The sequence below is a fragment of the Mycobacterium sp. NTMscope_MAC_269 genome (assembly GCF_976985695.1).
Map to the genome: position 1 here is coordinate 5,008,553 of NZ_OZ335668.1, position 16,041 is coordinate 5,024,593.

Here is a 16,041-nt window from a genome sequence, read left to right on the forward strand (position 1 = left end):
GGTGACCACTGATGACGTGAAGGACGGCGACACGCACTTTGGACATGAACCATGACTGTCACCTATGGCGCGACTCATCAGCGGCGCCCAGGTGTAACCCATGGCCCGACTCACCCGTCACCTATGTCATGAATCCAGACAAAAGCGCTCATGGGAAATCCGGCTGTGACAAGAATTGTGGAAATCAACCCTGACCGGAGCCGAGACGGTGGTATTCGCGCGATGGGAGAGAAGAGGCATGACAATCGAAAACTTTAGCGATGCGATCACGTGGGCCTTCACAACGGGAAATACGGCTTACGGGCCGGGATTTGACAGTAACGAGGTCATCGCCCGTTATGGCGAAGAGGATGGTGGCGTGCTGGTAGAAAAGATCCAATCGTTGATGCAAGAGGCCATGCGGACGGATGTGGATTGGACAAAATATGACCTCTCCGGTTCGCAATCCTATGTTGCAAGCAGGCTGCGGGAAATTCATCCTGAATTGACGGCGGAAGCGGCCGAATGTTTCGGTCGGTATTTTAGCTTTCAGAGTCGCTAGTATCGCTAAAAGCAGTTGTGTTCGATGTCGGCGAGACCCTAATCGATGAAACGCGAATGTATGGGACGAAGGCCGATTGGCTTCGGGTACGGCAGCATCGTCGCGGTCTCGGCCTTGTTGCCCTTAAACGCCTGAACCCAACAGTGGCATGCCGGAGGCGTCGCCGAGGTAGTGTTTTGAGGCTCCAGCCGGCGCTCCTTGGAAAAGCCCGGGTGATGCCCACGGGCTCGACGAGCTTGTCCATCCGCCAGCTCGATTCGCCAGGCAGGTAACACTTGGTTGGTGAGTCGTTCAGCAGGGCGGCAGACAGATCACGCGAGCCCGCCTCTCGGGCTGCAACACACCGCTAGCCAGCTGATATCCGTACACAACTTCCTTGGACGCAACGCAGGCCGTGATCGCGGTGCTTGGCGACGGGTTGTCGTGTCGCCTCAGCAGATGCTCGATGGGTGGGTCGGAGAGTGCCAGCCGTTAACCAACCCAAACATCGATATGCAAATGCGGTCCGCGAATACCGGCCGACGCGTAATATCAACGCCCTCGGGCAACAGGTCAGTTCCGTGCGAACATCGGAGTTGAATCATGTCCCGTGTCACGAAAATCCTCGCCGCCGTGGTGATCGCCTCCAGCGCCTTGATGACGTCTGCTTGCGGTTGCAGCACAACCTCAGGGGTCACCACTTGCACCTTGATGTAAGCGGTCGAATTCCGTTGCGCCCCCGGGTTTGACGGAACCCGGGGGACACCCCGCTAGCGTCCCCCGAAGGGCCCGCCGAACGGTCCCCGACGGGGCGGCTCCGTCACGGTTTGCGTGACGGTGCTGGTCTCGGTGCTCGGCGTCACCGTGACCGTACTGGGCGGCACCGTCGTCGTGGGAGTGTCGGTGCTCGGCGGCGGGACGGTTTCGGTGACGGTCTCGGTCGGACCGCCGCCCCCGCCGCCTCCGCCGTGATGCCGCGGCGCCTCGGTCGTCGTGGTGGTCACCGGGGCGGTGGTCGACGGTGTCGGCGTCGTCGTGGTTGCCGGGGCGGGCGCCGGCGAATTGCTGGCGAGCTTGACCGCCGCGAAGACGATCGCGCCCAGCAATAGCGCGCCGACCGCGCCTGCCGCGACCAGCGCCGCCGGGCGGCGGTACCAGGGCGTCGGGGGTTCGGGCGGCTCGGGCGCGGCGTCGTAGTAGCCGCCGTACCGCGCGGCCGCGGTGGGCTCGGAGTAGTAATCCGGTTCCTCGGGATAGGGCGGCACGAGACGAATGTTAGTAGGTCAGGCCTCGTTGTCGATGAGGCGCAGCGCCCGCTCGAACAGATGCACGGTGGCGGCGTGCAATTGGTCGCCGACCTCCTTCTCCGCCTTGCCCGCGCAGGCGCGGGCCAGCGTCCCCTCGATCACGATCCCGAGCTTGAAGCAGGCCAGCACCGTGTACCAGGTGAGGTGCGACAGGTCGCGGGTCGTGTTGGCCGCGTAGCGCTGGAACAGCTCGTCGGTGCTGGCCAATCCGTCCTGTCCGCCCAGGGCGTGGCTGAACACGCTGGAACCGTCGGGCTGGCGCCAGGTGGCCAGCAGCCAGCCCAGGTCCAGCAGCGGATCGCCGATCGTGCACATCTCCCAGTCGACGATCGCGACCACCTCGGGACCCGTGCGTGAGAACATCACGTTGGCCGCGTGGTAGTCGCCGTGCATGATGCCCGGCGTCCAGTGCGCCGGCCGGTGCCGGTCCAGCCAGGCCGACACCTCCTCGATGCCGGGGATCTGCGGCCCGGGATACCCCTCGTAGTCGTTGTAGGACTCGAGCTCGGAAAGCCAGCGCGGCACCTGGCGCTCCAAAAAACCCTCTGGCTTGCCGAATTCGGCGAGGCCGACGGCGACATGGTCGACGGCACCGAGCTTGGCCAACGCGTCGGCCATCGACAGCCCCATGCCGTGCCGCACCTTGGCGTCGCCCGCGTGCAACGCCGGCAGCCCCTCGCCGGCGTTGAATCCATCGACCGGGTCCATCAGGTAGAAGACCGCGTCGCCCAGCACGCCGGGGTCCTCGCAGACGGCGATCAGGTGCGGATGCGGCACGTCGGAACCAGCCAGCGCCGCAAGGACTTTCGTCTCCCGCAGGATCACGCTGTTGCTACGCGGACGCAGGTGCCGGGGCCCGCGCCGCAGCACGTAGGCCCGGCCGGCCCTGCTGAACCGCAGCATGACGTTCTGCGTTCCGCCGGTGACGTTGGAGACGTCTTCCAGCGGGCCCTCCCCGAGGCCCTGCCCGGACATCCATTCCGCTACGGCTTCCAGATTCACGGGGTCCACGGCTCAGCCCTTCCGGTGCGGCGTGTATCGGACGGTCTGCGCCGCGATCATGCCGTCGCGGAACACGAAGGTGTCGACGCCGTCGTCGACCCGGCTGGCGGCCGAGTCGGCCGCCCATTCCAGGAACAGCACATCGCCGTCGAAGAGCTGGGTCTTCAAGTCCCAGTGGGCATTCGGCAGATCAGCGAGCAGTTGCGTGAAGACCCGGCGGATGGCCTCCCTGCCGCGCGCGACGCCGGCGGGCCTGATCAGCACGGAGTCCTCGGCGTAGTCGACGAGGATTTCGTCGAGGTCGCCCGCGGCCAGCGCCGCGCCGTGGTGTGCGAACACCTCGTGTGGCGTACGCGACGGGGTGGGCGTCATGGCACTCCCTTGCAACCTGTGGACCGTCTGGGAAAAAGACTAGGGCAGGGCCGACGGGCGGCGGCCGTCGGCGGCGGCTGGAAGAATAGTGTGCATAACTTACTTTCTGGGGAAGGGAACTGGCGATGCCGCGGACCGACAACGATTCCTGGGAAATCACCCAAAGCGTCGGCGCCACCGCGCTCGGCGTCGCCGCAGCTCGTGCCGCGGAGACCGAGAGCGAGAACCCGCTGATCAGGGATCCGTTCGCGCGGGTGTTCGTCGACGCCGCGGGCGAGGGGATGTGGAGCATCTATGCCGACCCGACGCTGTTGGCCAAGGCGGCCGATATCGAGCCCGATCTGCGGGCGCGGCTGCAACTGATGGTCGACTTCATGGCCACCCGCACGGCGTTCTTCGACGAGTTCTTTCTGGGCGCGGCCGACGCCGGCATCCGCCAGGTGGTGATCCTGGCGGCCGGACTGGACGCGCGCAGCTGGCGGCTGCCCTGGCCCGACGGCACGGTCGTCTACGAACTCGACCAGCCCAAGGTGCTGGAATTCAAATCCAACACGCTGCGCGACCACGGCGCGACGCCGACCGCGCGGCTGGTCAACGTGCCGATAGACCTGCGTCAGGATTGGCCGAAAGCATTGCAGGAAGCGGGGTTTGATACTTCCCTACCGGCGGTCTGGTCGGCCGAAGGGCTTGTCCGCTACCTGCCGGCACAGGCCCAGGACCTGCTGTTCGAGCGGATAGATTCGTTGAGCGCCGAGGGCAGCCGGCTGGCGTCCAACGTGCCGGATTCGGGTTTCACCGATCCCGACCGTGTGCAGCGCCAGCGCGAGGACATGCGGCGCATGCGGGCCGCGGCCGCGGAGCTGGTCAACGCCGAGATCACCGACTTCGACGACCTCTGGTACCCGGAGGAACGCACGCCCGTCGACGGCTGGCTGCGTGGCCGCGGCTGGGACGTCGCGACCGCGACTTTCGCGGAGCTGATGGCCCGGTATGACCGGCGCATCCCGCAGGGCGCGGAAGATTCGATGCCGCCCACCCTCTACGTGTCCGCGCAGCGACGAGCGGGTTGATCCGACGCCGAGATCGACAGTGCCGCTGATTGTTTAGCGGTCGGAGCCCGCAATTTCGGGCGGCAAATGGCGCGAGGCGGGAAGAGTCCCCGAATTAGCTGCGCTGATTCGGCGGGCACGCCTTTACCCGGCTCCGGCGGCGCGGGTCGCCCGCCACCGCTTGGACTACCTCTGACGTGCCGGGATGTGCCGACAAGCACTGCCGCATAACCCATTGCATGTTTAGACATAAGTCGAATGGGTAACTTCACGTCCACGAGAAAACTTCTTCTCGACCACAATGGAGGTCACGATGCGTGGCAGCGGGATCATCGGAACGGTTGCTTTGGTGTGGTTGCTGATCGGAGCCTTCGCGGCGTGGCAACGGGATTACTTCAAAAACGACCAAACAACATGCGCCTCGGCGGGCACGGTTGCGGTGACCGTGATCGCCGGACCCTTGAACTACTTCGGTGTCAACCCGAAAGTCACGGATTGCCATCTGCCGCAACCAAGTTCAATGCAATCGATCAACCTCTAACCCACACCCGAAGGAAGTCGAAATGGTTATCTTAGGAATTGTCTTGCTTGTTCTCGGGTATTTCTTCCACGTACCCGTGCTGACCACGCTGGGAATCGTGCTGCTGGTGATCGGCGCGATCCTCTGGATCTTGGGCTCGATCGGGCGTCCGGTCGCCGGCCGACGCTACTGGTACTAGCCCCTTCGACCGAATAGCGCGAACGCGCGACTGCCCAGGCAGTCGCGCGTTTCGTTTCACAGGTCGCGCATAGGTTCGTCATAGTCTTGGCTCAGTCGGTAGCGGATACTGGAGGTTGTGACACAGCCCCGAACCTCTGTAGAGCGGGTTGTTATGTGCCGCGCAGACGGCAACCCCATCAACGTCCTGGTCGTAGACGACGAACCCGTCCTCGCCGAAATGGTGTCGATGGCGCTGCGGTATGAGGGCTGGAACATCTCTACCGCGGGCGACGGGGAATCGGCCATCGCGGCCGCCCGCAACCAGCGTCCGGACGTCGTCGTCCTCGACGTGATGCTGCCCGACATGAGCGGCCTCGACGTCCTGCACAAGCTGCGCGGCGAGATCCCCCAGCTGCCGGTGCTGTTGTTGACGGCCAAGGATGCCGTGGAGGATCGCATCGCGGGCCTGACCGCCGGCGGCGACGACTACGTCACCAAGCCGTTCAGCATCGAGGAGGTTGTGCTGCGCTTGCGGGCGCTGTTGCGGCGCACCGGGGTGACGACCGTGGACAGCGGCGCGCAGCTCGTGGTCGGGGACCTGGTGCTCGACGAGGACAGCCACGAGGTCACCCGCGCCGGCGAGCCAATCTCGTTGACCTCGACCGAATTTGAGCTGTTGCGGTTCATGATGCGCAACTCCAAGCGGGTGCTGAGCAAGGCCCAAATCCTGGACAGGGTATGGAGTTACGACTTCGGCGGCCGCTCCAACATCGTCGAGCTCTACATTTCCTACCTGCGCAAGAAGATCGACAACGGTCGCGATCCGATGATCCACACGCTGCGCGGCGCGGGTTATGTCCTCAAACCGGCGCGCTGACCCGCGGCGGGCCTGGTCCCTTCGGCTGCGGCTGCTGGTCGGACAGATCGTCGTCTTGGCGATCGTGTGCGTCGGCATGACCGCGGTGACCGAGCTGGCGCTGAACCATCACCTGGTGAAGCAGCTCGACGGCCAACTCGCCGGGACCTCGTTCCGCTCGGCGCTGATGTACCCCGAACCGAACCACCCGGGCTGGCACCACCACCACCAGCATTCCTACTATCCGAGGCCGGGACCCGGGCCCCGGTTCCTCGATGCCCCGGGCCAACCGGCGGGCATGGTGGCGGCGGTGGTCAGCCACGGCAAGACGGTCGACGCCGGCTACCTGACCAGCATCGGCACCCGGGATGACCTGACCCCGACCGCCCAGACCCAACTGGAGCAGATCGCCGGCAACCGCGCGCCGGTCACGCTGAACCTGGACGGCCTCGGCCGTTACCGCGTCGTCGCGGCCCCGAGCCGCAACGGCAGCGACATCATCGTCACCGGTCTCTCGATGTCAAACATCGACGCCACCCTGATCCGAATGCTCGTCACCTTCGGGATCGTCACCGCGGTCGCACTGGCGGCCGCGACGATCGCCGGGGTCGTGATCATCAGGCGGGCACTCGCTCCGTTGCGCCGCGTCGCCCAAACCGCGGGTCAGGTCGCCGATTTGCCACTGTCGCGCGGTGAGGTCGAACTGCCTGTGCGCGTACGCGAATCCGACGCCAACCCCTCTACCGAAGTGGGACAACTCGGCGCCTCGCTCAACCGGATGCTCGACCACATCGCGGAAGCGCTGTCGGCGCGCCAAGCCAGCGAGACCCGCGTCCGCCAATTCGTCGCCGACGCCAGCCATGAACTGCGCACGCCCCTCGCCGCGATCCGCGGCTATACCGAACTGACGCAACGGATGGGTGACGACCGCGAGGCGGTGGCGCAGGCGTTGAGCCGGGTGGCATCCGAGACCGAGCGGATGACGCGCCTTGTGGAGGACCTGCTGCTGTTGGCCCGCCTGGATTCCGGCCGCCCGCTGGAACGCGAATCGGTCGACCTGTCCCGGTTGGCGGTGGATGCGGTCAACGACGCTCACGTCGCGGGCCCGGATCATCAGTGGGAACTCGACCTGCCGGAAGAACCGGTGGTCGTCACCGGCGACGCGGCGCGGCTCCACCAGGTGCTGACGAATCTGCTTGCCAACGCCCGCGTCCACACCGGCGCGGGCACCGTGGTGACGACGCGGCTGAGCACCGAGCCGTCGCACACCGTGCTGCAGGTCATCGACAACGGACCCGGCATTCCGGCGGCGCTGCAATCGGAGGTCTTCGAACGGTTCGCCCGCGGCGATTCCTCGCGCTCGCGCAAGGGCGGCAGCACCGGGCTCGGCCTGGCCATCGTCTCGGCTGTGGTGAAGGCGCACCACGGGACGATCGCGGTCAACAGCGCACCGGGCCGCACCGAGTTCACGGTGCGGTTGCCACCCGACGGATGGCAACCGCCCGCATCGACCTAGCTAGTGCAGGTCACATCGATTTCGAACGGCTTGTTCACCGGCTGCATGGGATTGGCCATGTCCACCCCGGTGGCGGTGCCGCTGATCTTGTAGCTGTTGCCGTCCTTGCTGGCGGTGGCATTGCCTTGGCCGGTGCCCGAGGTGTAGCCGAGCGTCACGCCGTTGACATTGCCCAGCCCAACGGATTTCACCTGCGGGGGGTTGCCGTCGCTGAGCACGGCGGCGATGCCGGTCGCTGTCCCACCGATCGCGATGTTGATGGTGCCGCCCGCGTTTGTGCACACGACCGAACCGGTGACGTTCTGGTCCTTGCCGTCGATGGTGACCTTCGTACCGGCGGCGCCGCCGGTGCTCGCCGACGCGCTGGTACCCGAGCTACTGGCCGAACCGCTCGTGCTCGTTCCCGACTTGTTACCGCCCGAACAGCCGGAAATGCCCGCGGCAAGAATTGCCGCTCCTGCCACCGCGACAGTCAATTGACGCTTCACCTGTTCTCCTTTGCCCAAAGGTTGCGGTCCTCGGCATTGAGGGCCGTCTGGGCAGTATGCGGGTTAACTGGACCGAGAATCCAGAACCCGAGAAATTGTTGCTGTATTCATTATTTGGTCGGCGAATTCCCTTTCGTGGACTGCCGCATCAATGGCAAGGTGGAAATGGTGGACCACAAGCCCCCCAGCCCCGTCATCGAGTCCGCCCACCGCGAACAGGCCCTGCCGTTCCAGGACGACACGGATTTCCGCGACGCGGACCGCGGATTCATTGCGGCCTTGTCGCCGTGCGTGATTCGAGCGGCCGACGGGCGGGTCGTCTGGGACAACGACGCATACGCCTTCCTGGACGGCCCGGCGCCGACATCGGTACATCCCAGCCTGTGGCGGCAGTCGACGCTGGCCGCCAAACAGGGCCTCTACGAAGTGGTGCCGGGCATCTACCAGGTCCGCGGCCTGGACATCTCGAACGTGACGTTCGTGGAAACCGATACCGGCGTCATCGTCATCGATCCGTTGATCTGCACCGAGGTGGCCGCGGCGGCGCTGGCGCTGTACCGCGAGCATCGAGGGGGGCAGCGGCCCGTCGTCGCCGTGATCTGCACCCACAGCCACGTCGACCACTTCGGTGGCGTACTGGGCATCACCTCGCAAGCCGACGTGGATGCCGGCGCGGTGGCCGTGCTGGCGCCGGAAGGCTTCGTCGAGCACGTGGTCTCCGAAAACGTCTACGCCGGACCGGCAATGACGCGTCGCGCCACGTACATGTATGGCACCCTGCTACCGCGCGGACCGCTGGATCAGGTCGGCTGCGGCCTCGGCCAGACGACGTCCACCGGTGAGGTCGCCGTCATCGTGCCCACCATCGACATCCGCGCCACCGGCGAAACACACACGATCGACGGCGTGGAAATCGAGTTCCAGATGGCGCCCGGCACGGAGGCGCCCGCCGAAATGCACTTCTATTTCCCGCGTTTCCGCGCCCTGTGCATGGCCGAGAACGCCACCCATAACCTGCACAACCTACTGACCCTGCGTGGCGCGCTGGTGCGTGACCCGCACGCCTGGTCGGGCTACCTCACCGAGGCGATCGACACCTTTGCCGACCGCGCCGACGTCGTGTTCGCGTCCCACCACTGGCCAACCTGGGGTAAAGACAACATCGTCGAATTCCTGTCCGTGCAGCGCGACCTGTACGCCTATCTGCACGACCAGACGCTGCGATTGCTGAACCAGGGTTACACCGGCGTCGAGATCGCCGAGATGTTCGAGATGCCACCGGCACTCGAGCGGTCGTGGCACACGCACGGTTACTACGGTTCGGTGAGCCACAACGTCAAGGCGATCTATCAGCGCTACATGGGCTGGTTCGATGGCAACCCGGGGCGGCTGTGGCCGCATCCCCCCGAGGCGCTCGCGCCCCGCTATGTCGAGGCGATGGGCGGCGTCGACCGGGTGGTCGACCGCGCGCAACAGGCATTCGACTCCGGTGACTACCGTTGGGCCGCAACACTGTTGGACCACGCGATCTTCACCGATAGCGAGCATTCCGGCGCTCGCGCACTGTACTCGGACACGCTCGAGCAGCTGGCCTACGGCGCCGAGAACGCGACTTGGCGCAATTTCTTCCTGAGCGGGGCGATGGAGTTGCGCGAGGGGAACTTCGGCACCGCAACGACCACGGCGTCACCGTCCATGATGAGTCAGCTGACGCCCGAGCAGATTTTCGACGGCCTGGCCATCCGGGTCAACGGCCCACGCGGTTGGGATCTCGACATCGCTCTCGATATCGCCCTCGAGGACTCCGCCATCAACTATCGGCTCACGCTGCGTAACGGGGTGCTCGTCCACCGCGAGGCGGCGCCCGACCCCGCAACCGCGACCGTTACCATCAATCTGGCCAACAAGATTCGGCTGTTGGAGGTGGCGACGGGTGACTTCACCTCGCCCGGCTTGGAGCTATCCGGTGACCGGGGCGCGCTGCAGGCCTTCCTGGATGTGCTTGACGCGCCGGACCCGAGTTTCAACATCATCACGCCGTAGTCGGCTCGCGGTGCTAGGGCGAGACGTCGATCACCACCTTGCCCAGCACCTTGCGGTCGGCAACATGCCGCAATGCGGCGGCGGTCTGCGACAGCGGGAATCGCGCGCCGATGTACGGGCGGACCGTACCGGCGGCGAACATCTGCGACAACTCCGTCAAGTCGCGGACGGCGTCGTCGGGGTAGTCGCTCATGAAGGTGCGGATCTCCATTCCCCGCACGCAGATGTCTTTGAGCAGAATGAGATTGAGCGGAATGGCCGGGATCGTACCCGCCGCGTACCCCAGCGTGACAAAGGTGCCGCCCCGCGCGAGTCCGCGCAGCGCCGGTTCCGAATACGATCCACCGACCGGGTCCAGGACGACCCGGGCGCTGTCCCCGGTGAGTTCACGGATCCGCGACTTCAGGTCCTCCCGGTCGTAGTCGACAGTCGCCTCGGCGCCGCGCTGCCGGCACAGCTCCAGTTTGTCCGGACTCGACGCCGCGGCCAGCACGCGTGCGTTCATCGCCACCGCCAGGTCGACGGCGGCCAGGCCCACGCCGCCCGCGGCGCCGAGGACGACGACCCAATCTCCCCGCGCGACAGCGGCGGTCGAGCGCAGCGCGTGATAGGCGGTGCGGTAGGTCACGCCGAAGGCTGCGGCCGACGCGAAGTCGGCGTCGTCGGGCACGGGCTCCGCCTGACTGGCGTCGAGCAGCGCCTGTTCGGCGAACGCACCGAAGGTGGTTCCGGATACGCGCTGCCCCGGACGGAACGGCGCGCCTTCGCCGGCGGCGATGACTTCGCCGGCGATCTCGTTGCCGGGGATGAACGGTGGGGGGATCTTCACCTGGTACTTGCCGGCGATGAACAGCACGTCGGGGAAGTTGACCGCGGCCGCGCGCACCCGCACCAGCAGCTGCCCGGGCGCCGGGACGGGGTCGGGCACGTCGTCGATGACCAGGTCTTCGGGCGTGCCATAGGAACGGCAGATCACCGCGCGCATCAATTGGCCCCCAGTCCACGTAAACAGAACCGCACCACGTGTGCGATGTCGTCTGGTCCCGGCTCCTGCGCCGAGCCCACATAGCGGCGCAGGGTCGCCGCCGTGCAGCTGAACACCGCCTCGACGTCGCGCTCGACGTCGCTACTGCCCAGCGCCGCAACGGGTTCGACGAGCAGCTCGCGAAGCGGCCGCATCATTTCCTGGTCGGCCGCGCGCCAACTGGTCCCGGCCGACATTTGGCCGGCCGCCGCTCGGGTCATGCTGTTCAGGTGTGGGTCGGCCACCTGCGCCAGCGTGCCCTCGATCCATCGCGCGACCTTATCGTGCGAGCTGGACTCCTTGGCCATCTGGTGTTCGAGGTAGGACACGACGATGCCCACCCCGCGCTCCATGACGGCCAGGATGAGGTCGTCCTTGCCGGCGAAGTAGCGGTAGAACGCCTTGTTCGACGAACCCGCCTCGGCGACGATGTCGCTGACCCGGGGCGGCTCGGGCGCCACGCGTTCCATGACGCGCACCGCCGCGGCCAGGATGCGTTCGACCTCCTCGGTGGCCTCCCGCTGACGCTCATCCAGCGCTCGCTCGACCGCGGCGGTCACCCTGTTAGAGGTCAACGAGCTCACCGTATTTGGCGCGTGCCGCCGCGCGCCGCACGTCGAGCATTTCGCTGGGCCAGTCGCCTTCTTCGGGCTCATAGCCCTTGAGTAACATGCGCGCCAGGTTGACCTTGTGCGCCTCGGTCGGACCGTCTGCCAGGCCGAGCGCGATGCCGCCGAGCAACACGTTGACCAGCGGCAGTTGGTCGGTGAGCCCGAGCGCGCCGTGCACCTGGATGGCCCGCAGGGCAATCGATTTGAGCACCTGGGAGGCGAGGATCTTGCAGGCGGCGATCTCCGCGCGGGCGCCGCGCTCGTCGCCCTGATCGATCAGCCAGGCGGCGTGCAAAACCGTCAGCCGGAACGGGATCAAATCGGTGTAGGAATCGGCGACGAACTCCTGCACGAGCTGTTTGTCGGCCAGCAGGCTGCCTTGGGTGAAGCGGCTTTTCGCCCGTCGCGACATGATCTCGACCGCACGCTGCGCCATCCCAATGGACCGCATCGCGTGGTGCAGCCTGCCGCCGGCCAGCCGGGTCTGCAGGATCAGGAAGCCCTGCCCGGGCTCGCCGAGCAGGGCGTCGGCCGGCACTCGCACGTCGTCGTAATGGACCAGCGAATGCCCCGGCTCGTGCGGATCCGCGCCGACCAGATGGTGATTGGCCTCCAGGACCAGTCCCTCGGTGCCGGCCGGAACCAGGAACGTCGATGCGCCGGTATGCACCGGTACGTCGGGATCGGTGATCGCGACGACGATGAAGAAGGAGGCGACGGAGGCGTTGGAGGAGAAGTACTTTCGGCCGGTGATCACCCAGTCGTTCCCGTCCCGGACCGCGCGGGTGGTGAACACCCGTGGGTCGGCCCCGCCCTGGGGTTCGGTCATCGAGAAGCACGAGAAGATCTCCCCGGACAGCAGCCCCGCCAGGTAGCGGTCCTTCTGCTCCTGGGTTCCGAAGCGGGCGATGATCTCGGCGTTGCCGGTATCGGGCGCTTGCGTTCCGAACACGATCGGCGCCCACGGGCTGCGGCCCAGTATCTCGTTGATCAACGTCAGCTTGACCGCGCCGAAGCCCTGCCCGCCCAGTTCGGGACCCAGATGCGGTGCCCACAAACCTTTGTCGCGCACCTGCTGCTTGAGCGGATCGACAATGCGGCGGCGCTCGTCGTTCAACGGCAGAAACTCGCAGCCTGAAAACAGCACCTCCAGCGGTTCCACCTCGTCACGGACGAAGCCGCGGATCCACTCGAGCTTCTCCTCGAACTCCGGTTCGGTAGAAAAATCCCAGGACATCGCGCAACCTCCTGCTCGCTAAGGAATCCCGCCGTCGGCCCGCAAAATCGAGCCGGTGGTGAAACTGGATGCATCGGACGCCAAAAACAGTGCCGCGCCGACGATTTCACGTGGGTCGCCGGCGCGCTGCAACGAGAGATGGCCGAACATATTGCCCTTGGCCGCATCCAGGTTCCACGCCTTGCTCACGTCGGTGAGAAATGGCCCGGCCATCAGCGTGTTGACCCGCACCGCCGGCCCGAAACCCTTCGCCAGCGCCTCGGTCATGGCGTTGAGCCCGGCCTTGGACGCCGCGTAGGGAATGATGTCCGGCGTCGGGCGCAGCGATCCGGCCGTGCTCACGTTGATGATCGAACCCCGGCCCGCCGCCGCCATCCGCTCACCCACCAACGCCGACAAGCGGAAGGGGCCCTTCAGGTTGAGGTTGACCACGGCGTCGAACAGCTTCTCGGTCACGTCGGTGAGCTTGTCGTACAGCGGCGACATGCCCGCGTTGTTGATCAGCGTGTCGACCTTGCCGAACCGCTCGTACGTCGCGTCGACCAAGCCGTCGAGCTGATCCCAACGGCCCACGTGCACCTGATACGGCAGGGCGCAACGGCCGGTCTCGGCCTCGATCTGTTGGGCGGTGGAGACGCAGTTGTCCATGTTGCGGCTGGCGATCACGACGTCCGCGCCACAGCGCGCCGCGCCGAACGCCATTTCGCGCCCCAACCCGCGGCTGCCGCCGGTGATCAGGACGACCCGGTCGGTCAGATCGAAAAGCTGATCGGCATAACCCATTTCAGGACCCTTTGGTTGGTAGGGCTCGGGCGAGGTCGGCCGCAGTGGCGATGAGCGCAAGGATCATCGGCCCGAACGCATCGGTGATCTTGGGATCGACTCCTCCTTTTTGCGATCCGGTGCGCACGCCGGCGGCATACGTCTTCTCTAGCACGATGCCGAGCTTCCAGTTGGCCAACACCAAGTAGTAATCGATGTTCTCGGTCGACGACCCACTGACGGATTCGTAGTGCTCCAACAGCTCGCTGCGCGAGGGCATGCCGCGCATGTCGAGATAAAACCCGTCTTCGCGCGGCTTTTCGCCGTCATAGCCCAGCAGGCACCACGCCAGGTCGAGCAGCGGATCGCCGACCGTCGTCATCTCCCAGTCCACGATCGCGGCCAGGCGCGCCGGCTCCCCGTGGGCGAACATCACGTTGGCGAACTGATAGTCGCCGTGCATGATGCCCGCCCGGTACTGCGCCGGGCGGTTGCGGCGCAACCAGTCCGAGGCCTCGTCGAGGCCCGGCAGCTCGCGCACCTTGTAGGCGCCGAGAAACGACAGCCAGCGGTCAACCTGCCGTTCGTGGAAGCCGTCGGGGCGGCCGAAGCCCTCGAGCCCCTGCGCGCGCCAGTCCACCCGGCCGAGTTTGGCGGCGCCCTCGACCAGTTGGAACGCCAGACCGCGCCGGGCGGCCAGATCGGTGTCGAACGGCGCCGGCCATCCGCCGTCCATCGGGCTCCAGCCGTCGACCGCCTGCATGACGTAGAACGGCATGCCGAGCACGGTGCCGGTGTCGTCGGCGGCGATCAGCCCCGCGTGCGGCACATCGGTACCGGACAGCGCCCGCACCAGCCGGATCTCGCGCAGCAGGCCGTCGATGCGGGCCGCATCCGCCCGGGCGCCGGGCATCCGCAGCACCATCCGCTGCCCGCCGCGCTCGAGCAGATAGAGCGTGTTCTGCGAGCCGCCCTTCAGCTGGGTCAGCCGCGGCCGTTCGCCACCGCCCGGTGCGTCGTTCGCGTCCAGCCAACGGGCGAGGACGTCCGCATCCAGTCCCGATTCGCCGCCGTCCACCTGCTCAGCCATCTGCGCACACCCCAATCTCCGTGCGGAGAATAACATTCTCCACCGCGAAGGGTCACGGCTTGCGGGCGCTCAGCAGGAATCCGGGCGCCATGAAGTGGCCCTCGCCGTCATGCTCGAGGTGTGCCAGCGGGTTCCCCGGCGACCCGGGGGCATCGTCGTTGCCGTAGACCTTGGCCACGCGGATGTCATCGACCTGCCACAGCGTTGAGACCGCGTCGTGCAACTCGGTTTCGGTGAAGCCCGGCGGGCCCGGCCGGTCCTGGTGAGCCTGGTCCAATGCCCCGGCCGCGAAGGCCAGGATGTGTAAAGCCGCTCCCGGCGCCGCGGCCAGAAAAATGGACCGCACGTAATCCTGGCGCCGCTCCGGCGGCAGCGCGTGGAACAGCCCGCTGTCCAGGATGGTGGAGAAGCGGCCGTCATAACCACGAAAGTTGGTGACGTCGGCCTGCGCGAAGCTCGCGGTGCTCAGACCTTGCGCCGCGGCCGCGGCGGCCGCCTCCCGGACCGCCGTCGCGCTGGCGTCGAGCCCGACGACGGTGTAGCCGCGCGCCGCGAGCGCCAGCGAAAGCGCGGCATGACCGCAGCCGGAGTCCAGCACCTCGCTGCGCACCTTGCCCTGATCGACCAGGCGCGCCAGCTCGGGCTGGGGCCGGCCGATGCTCCACGGCGGCGGGGCCGCCTGCCGGTAGGCGGCGTCCCAATCCCTGTCCGGTTCGGTCATCGGGGCTCCTCGAGATCGGCCGCGCGGGCGCGATGAGAAACTGGCGCTGCCACCATCGAACGACAGGAAGAATTATGCAAGTGCTTCTGGTCCGGCACGCGCTGCCACTGCGCAGCGAACACGGCCAAGGTTCCGATCCGGACCTGTCGGAGGAAGGGCTGGCTCAGATCGACCGACTCCCCAAGGCGCTCGCCAGGTTTCCGATCTCGCGGGTGGTGAGCAGCCCGCAGCGCCGCGCCATCCAGACCGCCGAACCGGTCGCGGCGGACCGCGGGCTGCGCGTCGAGATCGACGACCGCTTCGCCGAATACGACCGCGACCTTCCGGTGTACATCCCCGTCGAGCAGATCCGCGCGGAAATGCCCGAGGAGTGGGCGCGCCTGGCCCAGGGGCATTTGCCCAGCGCGGTCGACGAGGACGCGTTTCGTGCCCGGGTGCGCTCCGCGGTCGACGGCCTCGTCGCGAGCGCCGATCCCGAGGACACCGTGGCGGTGTTCAGCCACGGCGGGGTGATCAACGTGCTGCTGCACGAGATCCTCGGGACGGCGCGACTGTTGTCCTTTCCCGTCGACTACGCGTCGGTCACGCGACTGTTGTTCTCCCGGTCCGGTCAGGCGACCGTGGCCGCGGTCAACACCACCGAGCACGTCTGGGATCTGTTGCCGCGAAACCAGAGGCTGCTCGACGACGACGCGGGCCGCGGGACGGCCTGAACCGGGGCTGCGGGCAAATCGCAGGTGGTG

The 16,041-nt window shown here is 66.6% G+C and carries 18 protein-coding genes; 8 read left to right on the plus strand and 10 right to left on the minus strand.

Translation table 11 applies throughout. From position 1 onward, the window contains the following. The first annotated feature begins 238 nt into the window (after positions 1–238). Positions 239–541, plus strand: coding sequence for a hypothetical protein (locus ACZ50Z_RS23755; protein ID WP_464485747.1), 303 nt, complete (start codon positions 239–241; stop codon positions 539–541). Between the two features lie 749 nt (positions 542–1,290). Here the strand turns inward: ACZ50Z_RS23755 and ACZ50Z_RS23760 are convergent. Genes ACZ50Z_RS23760 through ACZ50Z_RS23770 form a run of 3 tightly spaced genes read right to left on the minus strand, consistent with a single transcriptional unit; the run spans position 1,291 to position 3,201 of the window. Continuing rightward, positions 1,291–1,785, minus strand: a complete 495-nt coding sequence (locus ACZ50Z_RS23760; RefSeq protein WP_464485748.1) for a hypothetical protein — start codon at positions 1,783–1,785, stop codon at positions 1,291–1,293. Between the two features lie 18 nt (positions 1,786–1,803). Beyond that, complete coding sequence (locus tag ACZ50Z_RS23765; RefSeq protein ID WP_464486377.1) at positions 1,804–2,802, minus strand: phosphotransferase family protein; 999 nt, start codon at positions 2,800–2,802, stop codon at positions 1,804–1,806. A gap of 39 nt (positions 2,803–2,841) precedes the next feature. After that, positions 2,842–3,201 carry a nuclear transport factor 2 family protein gene (locus tag ACZ50Z_RS23770; RefSeq protein ID WP_464485749.1) on the minus strand — a complete coding sequence of 120 codons (360 nt, stop codon included), beginning with the start codon at positions 3,199–3,201 and terminating at the stop codon, positions 2,842–2,844. A 125-nt stretch (positions 3,202–3,326) separates the two neighbouring features. Between ACZ50Z_RS23770 and ACZ50Z_RS23775 the strand changes: the two genes are divergently transcribed. The 5 genes from ACZ50Z_RS23775 to ACZ50Z_RS23795 all read left to right on the plus strand — a co-directional run bounded on the left by ACZ50Z_RS23775 (position 3,327) and on the right by ACZ50Z_RS23795 (position 7,322). Continuing rightward, on the plus strand, positions 3,327–4,271 hold the full coding sequence (locus ACZ50Z_RS23775; RefSeq protein ID WP_464485750.1) for a class I SAM-dependent methyltransferase: 945 nt from the start codon (positions 3,327–3,329) through the stop codon (positions 4,269–4,271). Between the two features lie 280 nt (positions 4,272–4,551). Then, positions 4,552–4,791, plus strand: a complete 240-nt coding sequence (locus ACZ50Z_RS23780; protein WP_464485751.1) for a hypothetical protein — start codon at positions 4,552–4,554, stop codon at positions 4,789–4,791. Between the two features lie 22 nt (positions 4,792–4,813). Next, positions 4,814–4,969 (plus strand): DUF6131 family protein, encoded by a 156-nt coding sequence (locus ACZ50Z_RS23785; protein WP_008263106.1) that lies wholly within the window; start codon positions 4,814–4,816, stop codon positions 4,967–4,969. 153 nt (positions 4,970–5,122) lie between these two features. Then, on the plus strand, positions 5,123–5,827 hold the full coding sequence (gene tcrX, locus ACZ50Z_RS23790) for a two-component system response regulator TcrX (protein ID WP_008263107.1): 705 nt from the start codon (positions 5,123–5,125) through the stop codon (positions 5,825–5,827). Continuing rightward, positions 5,805–7,322: a sensor histidine kinase gene (locus ACZ50Z_RS23795; RefSeq protein WP_464485752.1), complete on the plus strand. Its 1,518-nt coding sequence runs from the start codon at positions 5,805–5,807 to the stop codon at positions 7,320–7,322. Before tcrX ends, ACZ50Z_RS23795 begins: the two co-directional genes overlap by 23 nt. Here ACZ50Z_RS23795 and ACZ50Z_RS23800 read toward each other — a convergent pair. Then, positions 7,319–7,810 carry a lipoprotein LpqH gene (locus ACZ50Z_RS23800; RefSeq protein WP_464486378.1) on the minus strand — a complete coding sequence of 164 codons (492 nt, stop codon included), beginning with the start codon at positions 7,808–7,810 and terminating at the stop codon, positions 7,319–7,321. The two genes, ACZ50Z_RS23795 and ACZ50Z_RS23800, sit on opposite strands and share 4 nt — an antisense overlap. 165 nt (positions 7,811–7,975) lie before the next feature. Here ACZ50Z_RS23800 and ACZ50Z_RS23805 point away from each other — a divergent pair, with 165 nt between their 5' ends. Further along, positions 7,976–9,853, plus strand: a complete 1,878-nt coding sequence (locus tag ACZ50Z_RS23805) for an alkyl/aryl-sulfatase (protein ID WP_464485753.1) — start codon at positions 7,976–7,978, stop codon at positions 9,851–9,853. 13 nt (positions 9,854–9,866) lie between these two features. Here ACZ50Z_RS23805 and ACZ50Z_RS23810 read toward each other — a convergent pair whose 3' ends face one another. The 6 genes from ACZ50Z_RS23810 to ACZ50Z_RS23835 are packed head-to-tail and all read right to left on the minus strand — an operon-like array spanning position 9,867 to position 15,298. Further along, positions 9,867–10,838 (minus strand): NADPH:quinone oxidoreductase family protein, encoded by a 972-nt coding sequence (locus tag ACZ50Z_RS23810; protein WP_464485754.1) that lies wholly within the window; start codon positions 10,836–10,838, stop codon positions 9,867–9,869. Beyond that, positions 10,838–11,461: a TetR/AcrR family transcriptional regulator gene (locus tag ACZ50Z_RS23815; protein ID WP_464485755.1), complete on the minus strand. Its 624-nt coding sequence runs from the start codon at positions 11,459–11,461 to the stop codon at positions 10,838–10,840. The genes ACZ50Z_RS23810 and ACZ50Z_RS23815 overlap by 1 nt, the downstream gene beginning before the upstream one ends. After that, positions 11,442–12,725 carry an acyl-CoA dehydrogenase family protein gene (locus ACZ50Z_RS23820; protein ID WP_464485756.1) on the minus strand — a complete coding sequence of 428 codons (1,284 nt, stop codon included), beginning with the start codon at positions 12,723–12,725 and terminating at the stop codon, positions 11,442–11,444. Before ACZ50Z_RS23820 ends, ACZ50Z_RS23815 begins: the two co-directional genes overlap by 20 nt. Before the next feature lie 18 nt (positions 12,726–12,743). Further along, positions 12,744–13,508, minus strand: a complete 765-nt coding sequence (locus tag ACZ50Z_RS23825) for an SDR family NAD(P)-dependent oxidoreductase (protein WP_464485757.1) — start codon at positions 13,506–13,508, stop codon at positions 12,744–12,746. Between the two features lies 1 nt (position 13,509). Beyond that, positions 13,510–14,577 carry a phosphotransferase family protein gene (locus ACZ50Z_RS23830; RefSeq protein ID WP_464485758.1) on the minus strand — a complete coding sequence of 356 codons (1,068 nt, stop codon included), beginning with the start codon at positions 14,575–14,577 and terminating at the stop codon, positions 13,510–13,512. A gap of 52 nt (positions 14,578–14,629) precedes the next feature. After that, positions 14,630–15,298 carry a class I SAM-dependent methyltransferase gene (locus ACZ50Z_RS23835; RefSeq protein ID WP_464485759.1) on the minus strand — a complete coding sequence of 223 codons (669 nt, stop codon included), beginning with the start codon at positions 15,296–15,298 and terminating at the stop codon, positions 14,630–14,632. Positions 15,299–15,372: 74 nt separating this feature from the next. Here ACZ50Z_RS23835 and ACZ50Z_RS23840 point away from each other — a divergent pair, with 74 nt between their 5' ends. Further along, complete coding sequence (locus ACZ50Z_RS23840) at positions 15,373–16,011, plus strand: histidine phosphatase family protein (protein WP_464485760.1); 639 nt, start codon at positions 15,373–15,375, stop codon at positions 16,009–16,011. Positions 16,012–16,041: the final 30 nt, after the last annotated feature.